This window comes from Rhodococcus erythropolis NBRC 15567 (assembly GCF_001552595.1).
Classification (GTDB): domain Bacteria; phylum Actinomycetota; class Actinomycetes; order Mycobacteriales; family Mycobacteriaceae; genus Rhodococcus_F; species Rhodococcus_F erythropolis.
The window spans coordinates 1-16560 of sequence record NZ_BCRM01000006.1 but is presented as its reverse complement, the minus strand read 5'-3'; the positions used below and the strand labels follow the sequence as shown (position 1 = coordinate 16560).

Here is a 16560-nt window from a genome sequence, read left to right as displayed (position 1 = left end):
ACTACCGGAAAGGCGCACAGTCGTTTGAGTAGGCTGTAACGATGGCTGACGTCCCCGACATTCGCATCGGCACTGCAGAACGCGAGCAGGCACTCGATCTCCTGAGCGAGCACTTCGCCGCAGGCCGCCTCACCGTCACGGAGTTCGACGAGAGAAGCGGAATCGTCAGTGCCGCAACAACTCGCAGTGAACTCGTTCCGGTGTTCGCCGATCTACCGGGCAACTATCAAGCTCCAGGCACCGCTCCCCTGTCGATGGTGACGCCTCCCGCCGCACCGGCGGAGCGACGATTCAACCCCGACTGGTCCGGTCGCGTCATGGCCGTCATCCCGATTCTCGCGGTGATCCTGTTCTTCGTTACCGGTACCTGGTTGTGGTTCCTCGCGATTCCCCTCGCCGGTGCACTGCTGTTCGGTACCGACAGGGAACGCAAAGCCAAGCGTCGCCGCGAGCGGGACTCCGACTGATGGAGCCGATCGAGATCAACGCAGGCGGATGGTATCTGCGAGCACTGCGCGCAGACGAGCGTGTGGACGACCGCCCTGCCCTTGCCGACGGCGGTATCACCGACCCCGATTATGTGAGTCAGCGGAGCGCTCAGTGGCACGAAAACAGCGTCTACTCCTGGGCCGTGTGCCAGCCCAACACCGGTGAGCTTCTCGCCGAGGTCGTTCTGACGCCTCTCGACTCCACCGCCCTGCTGACCGGCTGGGCCCGCGACGGGCACACCGAGGCGCTCACGACAGCCGCCGACGCTGTCACCAGATTCGCCGAAGGTGCACTCGGACTCGTCGTCGTCGAGGGGCAGACGAATTGAAGAACAACCGATACTGGCCGCTGGCGATCGCCGTGGTCATTGCCCTGATCATGCTCTTCTCCCCGGGCTCCACCGTCCCGTCGAGCCCGGAGAACACCGACAAGATCACTCACACGTTGATGTTCGCGGTGCTGGCGATCACCTCGTTGCACGCCCGGATCCCGGCGTGGATCACCGCGGTCTGGCTCGTGATTTTTGCTGCGACGTCCGAGGTTCTTCAAGCAGCGCTGCCCATTTCGCGTTCCGGTTCGATCTGGGACGGCACCGCCGACCTGCTCGGCATCGCCATCGGGATCGGTATCGTCAGCCTCGTGATGCGGCGTCGAACGGCCCGCGACGACGAGCCGAGCAGGTCCTGATCAGCTGAGCAGGTTGCTCCGCAATTGTTCCTGGGTCGACGCGTCGATCTTCAGGCCGTCGGTGAAGTAGGCCTCGATCGATCCGTGGACCTGCGCGAGCTCTGCCATCGACGCCTGCAGGTACTCGCGCCTGACACCGAGGACACCTTCGAGCAGGGTCGGATCGATACCCTTGGCCTCGAATCGCTCGAGGAGCGGCGCGAACATCGGCAACAGAACCTTGTTGGTTTCGAGGTAGTCCGCGAAGACCGCGTCCTCGGAGGCACCCAGGAACAGCAGTAGCGCGGCTGCGGCCCAGCCCGTGCGGTCCTTGCCCGTGGTGCAGTGAATGAGTGCCGGCGAGCTGGGCGGCTGCGCCAAGTCGACGAACAGTTGCCGGTACGACGCGACCGCACTCGGCAAGGTCACGAAATCGCGGTAACTTCCCTGAAAGTACTCGAGCGCCTGGCCGCTACCCAACGCTTCGGCAGCAAACGCCGGGTCGGCGATCATCTGCTGCATTTGAGCCGGAATGGCGCGATACTGCTTGTCCGCCAATACGTCCAGGCCGAGTTCTCGGATTCCGTCCGGCGTCAGATCCGGCGCCGCCTCGCGTTCGGACTCGGTGCGCAGGTCGTAGATCGTGACGATGCCCAGATCGGCGAGGGTCTGTGCGCCCTCCGCACTGAGCGATGCCAGATCGGTGGAACGAAACACACTCCCGGTGCGGACGGTGCCACCGAAGCTCGATTCGGGGCCACCGATGTCTCGGAGGTTCGCCAGGGACGGTACGACGGAAGACAGCTTCGGAGTATCGGTCATACCTGAGAATGTATCTGTCACCGGAAAAGGGCGGCCGGAGAAATAAGATCGAGACACATCATCTCCCGTAATTGCTGCGCTACAGATCCGTAACATGCTCAAGTAATCCTGTGGACATGCCTACAACGAATTCCAGTGGTCTCGGAGCCTTCGATGCGCTCGGTGACCACCAGGCAGTCGCGGCGCTGCTCGAGTGTTGCCATTCCGCCGTGTGGGCACAGGAAATCGCCTCGTCTCGCCCGTTCACCGATCTGGAAGCTCTGTTCGACAAAGCAGATGCGGTGCTGGCCGAGCTTCCCGAGTCCGAGATCGACGACGCTCTGTCCGGCCACCCACGAATCGGTGAGCGAAGCGAAAGCGCGGCCTCGACCCGTGAACAGTCGGAAGTCTCGTCCGCGTCAGAAGACGTCCTCGCGGAACTTCGACAGAAGAACGCCGAGTACGAAGAGACATTCGGCCATGTTTACCTGGTCTGCGCGTCGGGGAAATCTGGAACGGAGCTCCTCGACATCCTTCGAGGCCGTCTCCGAAACGACCCGGCGACCGAGCGTTCCGTGCTTCGAACCGAATTGGCCGCCATCAATCGAATCAGGCTTGCCCGTCTGATCGATTCACTCGCCGGAGGCGCAGCATGAGCAAGACCCTGAGCACGCACGTTCTCGACGCGACGACGGGCATTCCCGCGGCGGGGATTCGCGTCGAACTTCGTGATCGAGACGGCGTCACGATCACCAGTGCCGAGACCGACTCCGACGGCCGCATCCCCGAACTTGCTCCTGGTGGTCTGGTCACCGGTCACTACACCCTGACTTTCGACACGGGAACGTATTTCGAGACCAACGGACAAGAGAACTTCTACCCGGAAGTGACAGTGACCTTCCGGGTGGACGACACGGCGCGGGGCTATCACGTCCCACTGTTGCTGTCGCCCTTTGCTTATTCCACCTATCGCGGGAGCTGAACACGTGACTACCGAAAACATCACGACCGGCAACATCACGACCGGTGTTACAAGCACCGACCGGTTGAGCGGATCCATCGAACTTACCGGTCACCAGTACGGCAAAGCTGAGAACAGGGTAGTCCGAATCTACCGCGACACTCCTCGTCACGAGATCCACGACATCAACGTCTCCACCTGCCTGCGTGGAGATTTCGCCGACGCGTACCTCACCGGCGATCAGTCGAAGGTTCTGCCGACCGACACGCAGAAACAAACGGCCTATTCCTACGCCAAGGAAAAGGGTCTGATCTCGATCGAGACGTACGGACTCGAACTCGCCCGTCATTTCGTCGACGACATCGAACCGGTCAGTGGCGCGCGGATCGAGATCGAGGAATACGCTTGGGAGCGTGCGATTGTCGACGGCAGCGAGCACGACTACACCTGGATTCGGAAGGGTCAGGAAGTTCGGACGGCGTCGATCACGATCTCCGATACTGGGACAGCCGATGCCGGGACGTGGGTGATCGGCGGTTTGAAGGACCTGGTGATCCTCAAATCGACCGGTAGTGAGTTCTCGGGTTTCCTCGAAGATCCGTACACGATCCTCGAGCCGACAGACGACCGCGTCATGGCGACGACGTTGGTCGCCCAGTGGCGATTCGTCACCACCGACGTCGACTGGGAATCGGTCTACGTGGGTATCAAGGCACAAATCGTCAAACAGTTCGCGCAGGTGCATTCACTTGCCTTGCAGCAGACGCTCTTCCACATCGGCAAGGCAATTCTCGAAGAGTTTCCGATCATTGCCGAGGTTCGACTGTCGGCACCCAACAAGCATCATTTCGAATATGCACTCGGCCGCTTCGGAGTCGAGAACGACAACGAGGTGTTCCACGCCGCCGATCGTCCGTACGGGCTGATCCAAGCTGCGGTCAGCCGATCCGACGCACCAGACGCGGGGCCGTCGTGGACACCCTATTCAGGTTGGTTGTCGTGACCGACCCGGCCCTCGGGACCACTCTCGTCGTCGCCAATGCCCATGTGGTCACGATGGACAGCGAGCGTTCCGAGCACCCCGACGGCTACGTCGTGATCTCGGGCAACAAGATTGTCGACGTGGGGGCCGGAAAGGCTCCCGTGTACCCCAATGCGCACGTGATCGACGGCAACGGTTGCCTGATCACGCCCGGTCTGGTGAACACACATCATCATCTCTACCAATGGATCACCCGTGGCCTGGCAGCAGACTCGACGCTCTTCGAGTGGCTGACCACGCTGTACCCCGTCTGGGCGGGTATCGACGCCGACGCCGTCCACGTGGCGGCCACCGGCGGCCTCACCTGGTTGGCAAAAACCGGATGTACGACCACCACCGACCACCACTACGTCGTTCCCCGCGACGCCGGCGACGTTTTCGAAGCCGAGATCACCGCCGCTGCGCAGGTTGGCCTTCGATTCCACCCGTGTCGTGGGTCGATGGACCTCGGTCAGAGTTCCGGCGGCCTGCCACCGGATCACGTCGTGGAAAAACTCGACGACATCCTGACCGGCACGCAGTCGGTGATCGACCGCTGGCACGATCCGAATGCGGGGTCGATGCTGCAGATCGCGGTAGCTCCCTGCTCACCCTTCTCGGTGACGGAGTCACTGCTCCGAGAGTCCGCGACGCTGGCCCGCGAAAACGGCGTGCGAATGCACACGCATCTCGCCGAGACCCTGGACGAGGAAAGCTTCTGCCGAGAGCTTTTCGGTTGCACGCCGGTCGAATACATGGAACGCGTCGGCTGGGTGGGCCCGGACGTCTGGTACGCACACGCAGTCCATCTCGACGACGCCGGTATCGAGACGATGGCGCGAACCGGAACTGCCGCGGCACACTGTCCGACCTCCAATGCGCGACTGGGGGCCGGTATCGCCCGTGCCGCCGATCTGGTGAAGGGCGGGGTCACCGTGGGGCTCGGTGTGGACGGCGCGGCGAGCAACGAAGCATGCAGTCTGATCGAGGAGTCTCGTCATGCGCTTCTGTTTGCTCGCGCCAAGGGCGGACCGCAGACGATGACGGTGCGAAAAGCCTTGGAATTGGGAACGATCGGCGGCGCACGAGTTCTGGGCCGCGAGGGCGAAATCGGATCGATCGAGGTCGGAAAACTTGCCGACCTGGCGGTGTGGAAACTCGACACCGTCGCGCATGCCGGCATCACCGATCCGGTGGCGGCGCTCGTACTCGGCTCGACGCCCCCGCTGAAGTTACTACTCGTCAACGGGCGAATCGTAGTTGCCGACGGACGAGTCACCACCGTCGACGAGGACGTCGTGGCCTCGGATGTCGCACGCGCACACCGCGACCTACTCGGAAAGGCTTGAGGCAGCGATGGATCTGCACAGCGTCGACGAAGTTCTGGTGCCGCGGACCCGCTCCGAGCTCCCCTGTGCCTCACCCGGTATCGGGTTCATCGGCGGCGGCACCTGGCTGTACTCGGAACCGCAGCCGCACCTGACCACTCTTGTCGACCTTGCGGGCTTCGACTGGAAAGCTGTCGTGGTCGGCGATCTCGGTCTCGAAATCGCGGCCACCTGCACCATCGAGGAACTGTGCCGCGCCGGTCTTCCCACCTCATGGTCCGCCGCAGCGCTGTTCCAACACTGCGCTGACGCACTGCTCGCATCGTGGAAGGTGTTGCGATACGCGACCGTCGGCGGCAACATCGCGCTCTCCTTCCCGGCCGGAGCGATGACGACTCTGTGCACCGCTCTCGATGCCGAACTGACGATCTGGCGTCCGGACGGTACCGAATACTCAGTCCCCGTAGTCGATTTCGTCATCGACGATTCTCGCAACGTGCTCGGCCCCGGCGAGATCATCCGCAGTATCCGGATTCCCGTGCATGCACTGACCGCACGTACCGCGATGCGAAAACTGGCACAGACGTCACTCGGGCGATCGGCCGTAGCCGTTGCCGGACGCTGCGGTGCCGACGGTTTCACACTGGCGATCACCGCCGCGACCCGCCGTCCGTACGCTCTGAAATTCGACGAACTCCCCGACGCCGCTGCACTTGCGGATGCGTTGCACAGCAGGATTCCGGAAGACGCTTACTTCACCGATGTCCATGGAACTGCGCCGTGGCGGAAGGCGATGACTGACCTTCTCGCCGAAGAAATCCGAGGTGAACTGGAATGAAGTACTCGGTGGACGGAGTTCCCCGCGACGACCAGCCCCGCCCCGGACAGTGCCTGCGAACCTTCCTCCGCGAGCACGGAGCGAACTCCGTCAAGAAGGGGTGCGATGCCGGAGACTGCGGCGCCTGCTCGGTTCTGGTCGACGGACACCCCACCCATTCGTGCATATTTCCCGCCCACCGCCTCGGCGGCCGCGACGTCGTCACCGCCGCCGGCCTCGGAACACCGGAGAAACTTCACCCCATTCAACAGGCATTCGTGGACGCCGGTGGATTCCAATGTGGTTTCTGTACAGCGGGAATGGTAGTCACCGCATCAGCGCTGTCGGTCGAACAAAAATCCGATCTCGCGTGCTCGATGAAAGGTAACCTGTGCCGTTGCACCGGTTATCGGTCCATTCGTGACGCCCTCGCGGGTACATCCAATACCGAGACCGCCAAAACAGGCGGGGCACAAGGGCGTTCCATCGCAGCCCCGGCGTCCGCACGCATCGTCACGGGGACCGAGCAGTACACCATGGACTTCTCCCCGGGTGAGAAGCCGATCGGCCTGCTTCACGTCGCAGTACTCGGCAGTCCGCACGCACACGCACACATAACCCGGATAGACACGGCAGCGGCGGAAGCGGCGCCGGGCGTCGCCGCGGTCCTCACCTTTCAGGACAGTCCGGACGTGCTGTTCTCGACCGCCCGGCACGAGGACCGCAACGACGATCCGGACGATACGCGGGTGTTCGACAGGACCGTCCGTTTCCGCGGCCAGCGCGTCGCCGCGGTCATCGCCGAAACCCCGACGCAGGCGGAACGTGCACTCTCGCTGATCGAAGTCGACTACGAGGTACTCGACGCGGTATTCGAACCAGATCTGGCGCGTTCCCCCGGCGCTCCGCTTCTGCACGGCGACAAAGACGAGAGCTCGCGGATCGCAGAAGTCCCTCGCAACGTGGTTGCCGCGCTTCACGATGGTGTCGGCGATCTGGACCGTGCGCTCGCGGATGCCACTGCAGTCGTCGAAGGTACGTGGAAAACTGCGCGAGTCCAGCACGTGGCCTTGGAAACTCACGGCGCAGTGGGGTGGCTCGACGAGGACGGCCGTCTCGTCATCAGAAGCAGCACACAGGTGCCGTTTCTGGTTCGGGACGAATTGGCGCACATCTTCGATCTCGATCGCAGCCGAATCCGGGTGTTCGCCAAGCGGGTCGGTGGAGGCTTCGGCGGGAAGCAGGAACTACTCACCGAAGATCTGGTCGCACTCGCCGTCCTGCGAACGGGTAGGCCCGTTGCTTACGAGTTCAGCCGCAGCGATCAGTTCACCATCGCACCGTCACGGCACCCGATGCGAGTTTCGGTTCGCGCCGGCGCCGATGCCGACGGAACTCTCACTGCACTGGCCATCGACGTCCTTTCCGACGCCGGGGCGTACGGGAACCATTCGATCGGAGTCATGTTCCACGGTTGCGCCGAATCCATGGCGGTCTATCGCGCTGCAACCAAACGCGTCGACGCCGAAGCGGTCTACACGAACAACGTTCCGTCCGGCGCCTTCCGTGGTTACGGGCTCGGCCAGATCATCTTCGCCGTCGAGTCGGCCATGGATCAGCTCGCTGATCGTCTCGGCATGGACCCCTTCGAGTTTCGGCGGCGAAACGTCGTCGTACCCGGAGACGATTTTGTCGACTGGCACGTCGAGGACGGTGATCTCGAATTCGGCAGCTACGGACTGGACCAGTGCATCGACCTCGTCGACAGTGCACTGTCGAGCGGACGCGGCGAGGCTGCACCGGCAGGGTCGCGTTGGCAGATCGGTCGGGGCATGGCAATTGCCATGATCGCGACGATCCCGCCGCGTGGTCACTTCTCCGACACCACTGTCGCACTCGAGGCCGACGGTCGGTACGTCGTGAACATCGGCACCGCTGAGTTCGGCAACGGAACCACCACGATTCACCAACAGATCGCGGCCACCGAATTGCGGACGACAGTCGATCGCATCACGATTGTTCAATCCGACACCGATGCCGGCGGATACGACACCGGAGCATTCGGGTCGACGGGAACGGTGGTCGCCGGCAAGGCGCTCCTGATCGCCTGCGAGCGCCTTCGCGAGCGAATACTGACCCGTGCGGTGCGATTGAGTGGCCGCGGCGCGCAGATCGACGATCTTTCGCCGGACGGGGTCGAAACGTCCCACGGTTGCCTCGATTTCGCGACGTTACTCGAAGGTGGCCCGCTCGCCGCTGACGGTCGCCACGACGGAACACCGCGCTCGGTCTCGTTCAACGTTCACGGTTTTCGCGTTGCCGTCGACACGGATACCGGCCGGGTGAAGATCCTGCAGTCGGTTCAGGCCGCCGATGCCGGCACCGTCATGAACCCGGCACAACTGCGAGGGCAGGTGGAAGGCGGTGTGGGACAGGCCCTCGGCGCTGCACTGTCGGAGGAAATCGTCATCGAAGAAGGCCGAGTGATCAATCCTCAGCTACGCAATTACCACGTTCCACAGATCGGAGATTTGCCGATCACCGAAGTACTGTTTGCCGACACGTACGACAAACTCGGGCCTTTCGGCGCAAAATCGATGAGTGAGGCCCCCTTCAATCCGGTAGCACCGGCGTTGGCAAACGCGATAGCCAACGCGTGTGGAGTGCGTATGCACTCCACACCGATGACACCGGATCGAGTGTGGAGCGAACTCCAGGCCAGAGCCTAGACTTCGCGCTCGAGCACTCGCTCGACTGCGTCGACCGCGTCGTCCAACTCACCGGTGGTCACCGTCAGCGCGGGACGGAATCTGATTCCTCTCTTCCCGGTTGGCAGTATCATCACATGCTCGTCTTCTCGCAGTCGCTGGACGACGCGATCACGAAGGTCACTGTCCGCCAAGGTAATCGCGCACATCAGACCACGACCGCGCGGCTCGGTCGCCGCCGCGTAGCGCCCGCAGACTTCGGTCAACCGGGCAAGGAGATGCGCACCCGTGAATCGCGCGCGGTCGATCAGTCGGTCCTGCTCGATGACTTCGAGTATCCGCCGGGCGCGCACCATGTCGGTGAGGTTGCCACCCCACGTCGAATTGATCCGGGAACTGACGTGAAACACATTGTCGCGCACTTCATCCACTCGACCGCCTGCCATGATGCCACACACCTGCGTTTTCTTACCGAAGGCAACCACATCCGGATGCAATCCCAATTGCTGATAGGCCCAAGCGGTTCCGGTGATTCCGCATCCCGTTTGCACCTCGTCGAGAATGAAGAGGGCGTCATTCTCACGACACAGCTCTTGCATCGCCTGCAGGAATTCCGGCCTGAGGTGATGGTCACCGCCTTCGCCTTGGATCGGCTCGGCGATGAAACAGGCTATATCGTCGGGGTTGTCGGAAAACGCTCGGTGCGCTTGCTCGAGAGCTTGCCTCTCCGCAGCTTCGACATCGCGACCGTCTGCGAGATACGGCGAGTCGATCCGGGGCCAGTCGAACTTGGGGAATCTCGCGACCTTGCCCGGTTCGGTATTGGTGAGCGACATCGTGTATCCGCTACGACCGTGGAAGGCCTCGGTCAAATGCAGGACCTTCGTCCCCAGATCGCTTGACAATCCACGGCTTTCGTTCAACCGACTCTTCCAGTCGAAGGCAACCTTGAGCGCATTTTCCACCGCAAGTGCCCCACCGTCCACGAAGAACAAGTGTGGGAGCGCCGAATCCCCCAGGACCCGAGCGAAAGCCGCAACGAAGCGCGCCATAGGCTCGGTGTAGATGTCGGAATTACTCGGCTTGTTGGAGGCGACAACGGCCAATTCCTGCTGGAATTCCTCGTCGTCGGCGATCGCGGGGTGATTCATCCCCAGGGCGGAAGAGCCGAAGAAACCGAACATGTCCAGAAACTCGGTGCCGTCTCGCAGGTCGCGGAGATACGAACCCTGCGACCTTTGCACATCGAGAATCAGATCGAATCCGTCGACGAGAATGCTGGCCTTCAGCACCTCGTAGACCGGAAAGAGCGCACTGTCACCGAAGTCTCGCATCGCAGTACTCATACTGCGAAGATTATGTCAATTTTACGAAAGTGTCGATAGGAAGCCGTAAAAGTTACGGAACCCCCGTCATTCGTCGTAAAAAGTTTGTAGGATGATGGTGCTTCGCGTGTTGACGTTGGCTGCCGTACGGATCTCCTGCAGCAATCGTTCCAACGCCCGAGGTGACGCCACCCGGACCAGGAGGACGTAGCTTTCGCTCCCGGCCACGGAGTGACACGAGACGACGGCCGGTAGATGACGCAAGCGAGCAGGCGCATCGTCGGGCTGGGAAGGATCGAGAGGAGTGATGGCGACAAATGCGGACAGATTATGACCGAGTGCCTCCGGATCGATCTTCGCCGAGTAGCCACGGATCACCTTGCGAGACTCCAATCGACGCACTCTCGACTGGACTGCAGAGATCGAGAGTCCGGCCTTCTCAGCAAGACTCGCGAGAGTGGCACGGCCGTCCAAGACCAATTCACGCATCAAAAGTCGATCGGTTTCGTCGACCGGAACCCCGGCAGCGTCACTGGTTTCTGTTTCTCGCACCTGCGCAGGCTAACGCAATCGGACATTCGTATGGTTGAAACCTGGGAGCTACGTGCACGGTTCGCAGCGGCCCTCGCCAAGATGTATGGGGACGAGGTCCCCGCTTACAACACCTTGGTAGATGTAACGATGCAGGTGAACCGTGATTTTGCCGCCGAGCATCCGGATTCGGCGGAGCGCCTGGGCAGCCTGGCGAGAGTCAGCGCCGAGCGTCACGGCGCCATCAGACTGGGGACTCTCGACGAACTACGTGACGTAGCCACCGTCTTCGGCGGATTCGGTATGTTTCCGGTCGGCTACTACGACCTCCGGCTCACCGACTCCCCCATTCCCGTTGTCTCGACGGCGTTTCGCCCCACCGAACCTGCCGAACTCGCCCGGAACCCGTTTCGTGTTTTCACTTCGGTACTGACCGGCTCCGATTCCAGGTTCTTCGACACCGACCTCGAGCGTCGGATCACCGGGTTCCTGCGTCGCCGCACCCTGTTCTCTCCAGAACTTCTGCAGTGGGCACGGCAAGCGAACCGCGAGTACGGCCTACCGGAGCCCGAGGCGACACAATTCGTCGAAGCGGCGACCTCGGCGTTTCGGCTCGGCACCGATCCCATCGACGCCGGTTGGTATCGCGAACTTGCCGCGATCTCACCTGTCGCCGCAGACATCGCCGGCCAGGGCTCGACACATGTCAACCACCTCACCCCGCGAGTGCTCGACATCGACGAGTTGTACCGCCGAATGACCGAGCGCGGCATCATCATGATCGACCGCATCCAAGGCCCACCGAGATGGTATGGACCGCCACTGCTTCTGCGGCAGACGTCGTTTCGCGCACTCGCCGAAGACAGACGTTTTCGGCGGCCGGACGGATCGGTCACCACAGAACCTGTCCGCGTCAGATTCGGCGAGGTCGAGGCACGCGGAATCGCGTTGACCCCCAGCGGGCGTGCGATCTACGACCGACTGATCGCAAAGCCCGCGGACGCCGACTGGGGCAGCGAATTTCCGCACACCGAGGACGGACTCGACGACGCGGGGTTGGCGTACTTCACGTACCGAAACGAAGGAACTGTTGTCGTCCGCGACCCGATCGTCTATGAGGACTTCCTACCGGCATCCGCGGCCGGGATCTTCGCGTCCAATCTCGATTCCGTGACCGGATTCGTTTCCGATGCGCCCGGCGCCGAATACGGGCAGGATCGATTGGAGGGCGCCATCGACCGCACCATTGAAGATCCGTTCGAGCTGTACCGCGCACAACAAGAGGCATCACGTGCCCTGCTTTCTCCCGCCAACAACCACTCCCGCCTACAAACACTTCCGCCTTCTAACACAGAGGACTCCCCGTGAACCTGCCTGATCCTTCGAGCCTCGCCGATCGCGCCGAGAGAGCCCTCGCTGCCTGTGGTGTCGAGTGGCCCGCCGGTGATCTGAGCGCACACACGCCGATCACCGGCACACAGCTGCGTACGGTCCGGCAGCACTCCGGCCGAGAGGTCGACGACGCCGTCGAGGCGGCTCATCGAGCGTTCCTCACCTGGCGCACCGTCCCCGCTCCGGCGCGCGGCGCGGTGGTGCGGCGGCTGGGCAGCCTACTTACCGAGCACAAGGAGGATCTCGCGGAGATCGTGACGCTGGAGGCAGGCAAGGTCACCTCGGAAGCTCTCGGCGAGGTACAGGAGATGATCGACATCTGCGAGTTCGCGGTCGGTCTCTCCAGGCAGCTCTACGGGCGCACCATGCCGTCCGAACGTCCCGGCCACCGGTTGTCGGAAACGTGGCACCCGCTCGGCGTTGTCGGGGTCATCTCTGCGTTCAACTTTCCGGTAGCGGTGTGGTCGTGGAATACCGCCATTGCTCTGGTCTGCGGCGACTCCGTCGTCTGGAAGCCTTCGGAAACCACTCCGTTGACCGCTCTGGCATGTCATGCGCTCCTGCGACGTGCGCTCGCGGATTGTGAAGCACCGATCGACGTGCACCAGTTGGTCGTCGGCGGACGTGACGTCGGTGAGGCGCTGGTGGACAACCCACTCGTGGCCTTGGTCAGCGCCACGGGTTCCGTGCGGATGGGCCGCGCCGTGGCTCCGCGGGTCGCCGAGCGCTTCGGACGAAGTCTTCTGGAGTTGGGTGGGAACAACGCCGCAGTCGTCACGCCGTCGGCGGATCTCGAGCTTGCCGTGCGCGGAATTGTCTTCTCCGCCGCGGGAACTGCCGGGCAGCGCTGCACCTCACTGCGCCGACTCATCGTTCACGAGTCGATCGCCGACAACGTCGTCGACCGCATTGCGTCCGCGTACGCGCAACTCCAGGTCGGTAGTCCCTTCGATTCCGGTGTTCTGGTCGGACCGCTGATCAACGAAGCCGCGTACGAGGCAATGCAGAAGTCCCTCTCGGCCGCGCGCGGCGACGGCGGAACCGTGGTGTGTGGCGGTGATCGCGTCGGCGAATCCGGGTTCTACGTGACACCTGCTCTCGTTCGCATGCCCGCACAGACCGAGGTGGTACGGGCGGAAACATTTGCACCCATCCTCTATGTCTTGACCTACACCGACTTCGACGACGCTATTGCGCTGCACAACGGTGTACCTCAAGGACTTTCATCCTCGATCTTCACACTCGATCAGCGAGAAGCAGAGCGCTTCCTCGCCGCCGACGGCTCCGATTGCGGCATCGCGAACGTGAACATCGGAACGTCCGGTGCGGAGATCGGCGGCGCATTCGGCGGCGAGAAGGAGACGGGCGGCGGGCGCGAATCGGGTTCGGATTCATGGAAGGCCTACATGCGCCGAGCCACCAATACCGTCAACTACTCGGACCAGTTGCCGCTGGCTCAAGGCGTCGAGTTCGGCTGAACGCGTTCTGGGCAAAATCGGCGATCGCTTCGATCAACTCCGGGAGCCTCGACAACTGCGGGGCGTGGTCGGTGTCCAGGCTGACCACCTGGGCACCGGGAACAAGTTTCTGCATGGCACGCTGAGCTTCGATCGGCACGGTTCGATCGAGCGTGCATTCGACATACAAACGCGGGACGGTTCCGAATCGTTCTTCCGTCCAGACGGGTGCCATCAGGCGGGCCGACTCCAGTTGTGGAACGAGCATGCGCGCGGCGAAGATCGCATCAGCCACTGGCGCTTCGTGGAAGAACACAGCGGCACCGGCTTCGGGCGGAACCACCGTCGCATTCCCGTCGTCCACGGGGACCAACCAACGTGAGATCCCGACCGGACTTGCCAGACCGACTTCGATGCAGAGCATCCCGAAGTCCATCTGCGATGGAAGCATCATCCCCGCGACGTACACAAGACCCGCTACCCGCGAAGGCAGTAACTCAGCCACCTGTGAGGCCACGATGCCTCCGCCGGAGTGACCGACGAGGGCGCACTGCCCGTCCAGGGAATCGACTACTGCCACAACATGTTCGGCAACTGCGTCGAGATCGATCACGTCGTCGGGGTTCCAACTTCCCGAGCCTGGAAGCTCCACCACAACGGGATTGAAGCCGGCCGATTTCAGTGGGCCACACACACGATCCCAGACCCAACCGCCGGCCCACGCTCCGTGGATGAGGACGATGTTCCGTGCACTCACTGCTTGATCTCGAGCTCTGCAGCCGAAAGTACCCGAGCCGCCTCACGACCTGCGGCGGCGTTGGACTTTCCCTGCCTCGACCCGGCCAATTTGGCCTTGATGTGATCGCGAACGGTAATGGATTCGTACTCCAAGCCGGAGTCGTCCTGAAAACTCGGCAGAGTCGCAATCACCGCGTCGACGTTTCCGTCGTGGAAGAAGGCCGCCGATCGCCGACGCTTGATGGTGCCGTTCACCACCGGAGGCGCAACTCGGTGCAGCGTGGACATCCACCTGTCGTTGGTCAGTCGCGCGGTGAGATCCCCGAGATTGACCAGTAGCGCGCCGTCGACCGGCCAGACATCGTGCCAGCGTCGGTCGCTCCCGAGTACTTGCAAACCTTCGACCTGATCCGCCCACAGCACGGTGACCAGCCCGAAATCGGTATGTTCGCCCATACCCTTCAACTCACCGTCCAATGTCACCGTCCCTTCGGGTAATGCGTAGTTGTTCATCCGCAGTACGTCGATGGAATGATCGGTGATCGACTCGAAGAATCCTGGGGTCAGACCGAGCGCATCTTCGAAAATGGTGGTCAGTGTGCGTGCCACCCGCTCGCCATGGGCATAGTAATTCTCCACTCGTTCCGTGAAACCTGGCACTGCGGGCCACAGATTGATTCCGTAATCATCCTCCGACAGTTCGAGTTCGGTGAATGATCTGGCTTCGGTTCCGACGTTGAAGGCCTCGAAGAAGTCATTCATCCGAGTCGCGGATTCGACGCCGAGGCTCAAGCTCAGCGACTCGCTCTTGGGCGGGCTGTATCCACGATTCGCGCCCTCGATTCGGTAGCCCGACTTCGTCTCCATCGACAGCCCGAAGAAGTCGTCCATGGCTTCGGCGAGGCCGGAAGAAACATCGGCCGGAACACCGTGGCCCCGAATCTGGATGAAACCGACAGTCCGACAGGCATGGTCGACTTCGGCGGCCACGCGCGCCTTGTCCCGGTCGGCACCACCGAGTACGTAGGGCGAGATGTCGATGACGGGAACTTCGAAGGGATCAGACTGGGACTGTGACACTGGCGTCTCCTGCAGAGCTGGTAGCGGGTTCAGGAAGGCTCTCTCGCGATCGCCTCGCGAGTTCACCGAGTCGGGTGTGATTGAACAGCAGATTGAGTGAAAAGGCAGAGGCCGCAGCCAAGGTGATGCCGCTACCGAGGAGGATCTGAGCCGAGGAGGGGAATCGCTCGAACATCCCCTCCGCAAATTCCGGCAGAATACCGATCCCCACCGATACGGCGGCGATCGTGGTGTTGATCGGGTCACTGAGATCGACCTTGCGCAGTGTGTTGATTCCGACCACGGCGACAGTGGAGAACAAGATGATTCCGACGCCGCCGACCACCGGATCAGGCAGGGCTGCAACCACTTCACCCATTCTCGGGATGAGGCCGAGAACGATCAGAATGGCACCGCTGGTAGCGGTCACGTACCGGCTGTACACCCGGGTCGTGGCAACGGCGCCGACATTCTGCGAGAAAACGGTGTCGACAAAGGCATTGAAGATTCCGCCCAGAACTCCCGACATGCCGTCGGCCACCAGCCCGCGTGCGAGATCTGCTTTTTTCAAAGGCTTTCCGGTGATCTCGCTGACCGCCAGCATGCTCGCCGTCGATTCTGCGAAGACGACTGCCATGACGATACTCATCGCCACCACGGCGGTGACGGGAAACTCCGGAGCGCCGAAGTGGAACGGCATCGGGAAGCCCACCCAGGCCGAGCCGCCGACGCCACTCAGATCGATCAGACCCATCGGGATGGCGATCACGGTACCGATCACCAGTGCCATCAGTACACCGAGTTGCGTCCACATCCCGCGACCGAGGCAGATGAACGCCACCGCGACCACAACGACTGCGGCAGCCAGCGCCAGATTCTTCGGATCGGCGAACGACGGGGAGGTCGGGTCGTTTCCGACGATCAGTCCTCCCGCGACACCGATCAACGAGATGCCGATGACTGTGAGGACGACGCCGGTGACCAGGGGTGGGAAGTATCGGACGATTTTGGCGAACGGGACGGCCAACGCTATGCCGACCACGCCACCGACCAGCATGGACCCGTACACGGCCTGCAGGCCGTACTCCTTGGCGATCAGAATCATCGGCGTCAGCCCGGCGAACGTCGCACCGCAGACGATCGGCAGGCGGACACCGGCAACCTTGCCGACGCCCAGGCTCTGAATGATCGTGATGATGCCTGCAACGAGCAAGTCCGCACTGATCAGCATCGCGACCGTGCTGCGGTCCAGCCCGACTGCGGCACC

General features: G+C 62.4%; 17 protein-coding genes. 11 read left to right on the top strand and 6 right to left on the bottom strand.

Annotation, left to right across the window (positions count from 1 at the left end; all coding sequences use genetic code 11):
• Positions 1-41 precede the first annotated feature (41 nt).
• From RE4_RS11415 to RE4_RS11405, 3 genes are read left to right on the top strand one after another with little or no spacing between them, the layout of a single operon-like run.
• On the top strand, positions 42-467 hold the full coding sequence (locus tag RE4_RS11415; protein WP_020907074.1) for a DUF1707 SHOCT-like domain-containing protein: 426 nt from the start codon (positions 42-44) through the stop codon (positions 465-467).
• Positions 467-817, top strand: a complete 351-nt coding sequence (locus RE4_RS11410; protein ID WP_003940792.1) for a hypothetical protein — start codon at positions 467-469, stop codon at positions 815-817. The genes RE4_RS11415 and RE4_RS11410 overlap by 1 nt, the downstream gene beginning before the upstream one ends.
• Entirely contained in the window at positions 814-1176 is a 363-nt protein-coding gene (locus tag RE4_RS11405) for a VanZ family protein (protein ID WP_019747741.1), read from the top strand. The genes RE4_RS11410 and RE4_RS11405 overlap by 4 nt, the downstream gene beginning before the upstream one ends.
• Here RE4_RS11405 and RE4_RS11400 read toward each other — a convergent pair whose 3' ends face one another.
• Positions 1177-1977: a tyrosine-protein phosphatase gene (locus tag RE4_RS11400; RefSeq protein ID WP_060938606.1), complete on the bottom strand. Its 801-nt coding sequence runs from the start codon at positions 1975-1977 to the stop codon at positions 1177-1179. It lies immediately after the preceding gene.
• A gap of 116 nt (positions 1978-2093) precedes the next feature.
• Here RE4_RS11400 and uraD point away from each other — a divergent pair, with 116 nt between their 5' ends.
• The 6 genes from uraD to RE4_RS11370 all read left to right on the top strand — a co-directional run bounded on the left by uraD (position 2094) and on the right by RE4_RS11370 (position 8812).
• Positions 2094-2612 (top strand): 2-oxo-4-hydroxy-4-carboxy-5-ureidoimidazoline decarboxylase, encoded by a 519-nt coding sequence (uraD, locus tag RE4_RS11395; RefSeq protein WP_060938605.1) that lies wholly within the window; start codon positions 2094-2096, stop codon positions 2610-2612.
• Complete coding sequence (gene uraH / locus RE4_RS11390; RefSeq protein ID WP_020907070.1) at positions 2609-2938, top strand: hydroxyisourate hydrolase; 330 nt, start codon at positions 2609-2611, stop codon at positions 2936-2938. Before uraD ends, uraH begins: the two co-directional genes overlap by 4 nt.
• A 64-nt stretch (positions 2939-3002) precedes the next feature.
• Positions 3003-3920 (top strand): factor-independent urate hydroxylase, encoded by a 918-nt coding sequence (pucL, locus tag RE4_RS11385; RefSeq protein ID WP_024487453.1) that lies wholly within the window; start codon positions 3003-3005, stop codon positions 3918-3920.
• A 53-nt stretch (positions 3921-3973) separates the two neighbouring features.
• The gene (locus RE4_RS11380) at positions 3974-5287 is read left to right on the top strand and encodes an 8-oxoguanine deaminase (protein ID WP_232816936.1); all 1314 of its coding nucleotides are present in this window, start codon (positions 3974-3976) and stop codon (positions 5285-5287) included.
• Positions 5288-5294: 7 nt separating this feature from the next.
• Positions 5295-6104, top strand: coding sequence for an FAD binding domain-containing protein (locus RE4_RS11375; RefSeq protein ID WP_060938629.1), 810 nt, complete (start codon positions 5295-5297; stop codon positions 6102-6104).
• Positions 6101-8812 carry a molybdopterin-dependent oxidoreductase gene (locus RE4_RS11370; RefSeq protein WP_060938604.1) on the top strand — a complete coding sequence of 904 codons (2712 nt, stop codon included), beginning with the start codon at positions 6101-6103 and terminating at the stop codon, positions 8810-8812. The genes RE4_RS11375 and RE4_RS11370 overlap by 4 nt, the downstream gene beginning before the upstream one ends.
• Here RE4_RS11370 and lat read toward each other — a convergent pair.
• On the bottom strand, positions 8809-10137 hold the full coding sequence (gene lat, locus RE4_RS11365; RefSeq protein WP_047890259.1) for an L-lysine 6-transaminase: 1329 nt from the start codon (positions 10135-10137) through the stop codon (positions 8809-8811). The two genes, RE4_RS11370 and lat, sit on opposite strands and share 4 nt — an antisense overlap.
• A 66-nt stretch (positions 10138-10203) precedes the next feature.
• Entirely contained in the window at positions 10204-10668 is a 465-nt protein-coding gene (locus tag RE4_RS11360; protein ID WP_019747732.1) for an Lrp/AsnC family transcriptional regulator, read from the bottom strand.
• Between the two features lie 30 nt (positions 10669-10698).
• Between RE4_RS11360 and hglS the strand changes: the two genes are divergently transcribed.
• Both hglS and amaB read left to right on the top strand, forming a co-directional pair.
• Complete coding sequence (gene hglS, locus RE4_RS11355; protein ID WP_060938603.1) at positions 10699-12015, top strand: 2-oxoadipate dioxygenase/decarboxylase; 1317 nt, start codon at positions 10699-10701, stop codon at positions 12013-12015.
• Complete coding sequence (amaB, locus tag RE4_RS11350) at positions 12012-13517, top strand: L-piperidine-6-carboxylate dehydrogenase (protein ID WP_060938602.1); 1506 nt, start codon at positions 12012-12014, stop codon at positions 13515-13517. Before hglS ends, amaB begins: the two co-directional genes overlap by 4 nt.
• Here amaB and RE4_RS11345 read toward each other — a convergent pair.
• The 3 genes from RE4_RS11345 to RE4_RS11335 form a co-directional block, all read right to left on the bottom strand.
• Positions 13468-14253 (bottom strand): alpha/beta fold hydrolase, encoded by a 786-nt coding sequence (locus RE4_RS11345; protein WP_060938601.1) that lies wholly within the window; start codon positions 14251-14253, stop codon positions 13468-13470. The two genes, amaB and RE4_RS11345, sit on opposite strands and share 50 nt — an antisense overlap.
• A complete protein-coding gene (locus RE4_RS11340) occupies positions 14250-15314 on the bottom strand; it encodes an isopenicillin N synthase family dioxygenase (protein WP_060938600.1) in 1065 nt (354 codons plus the stop codon). The genes RE4_RS11345 and RE4_RS11340 overlap by 4 nt, the downstream gene beginning before the upstream one ends.
• Positions 15295-16560, bottom strand: a 1266-nt coding sequence (locus RE4_RS11335; protein WP_060938599.1) for a nucleobase:cation symporter-2 family protein, incomplete at its 5' end; no start/stop codon positions are given. The genes RE4_RS11335 and RE4_RS11340, both read right to left, overlap by 20 nt.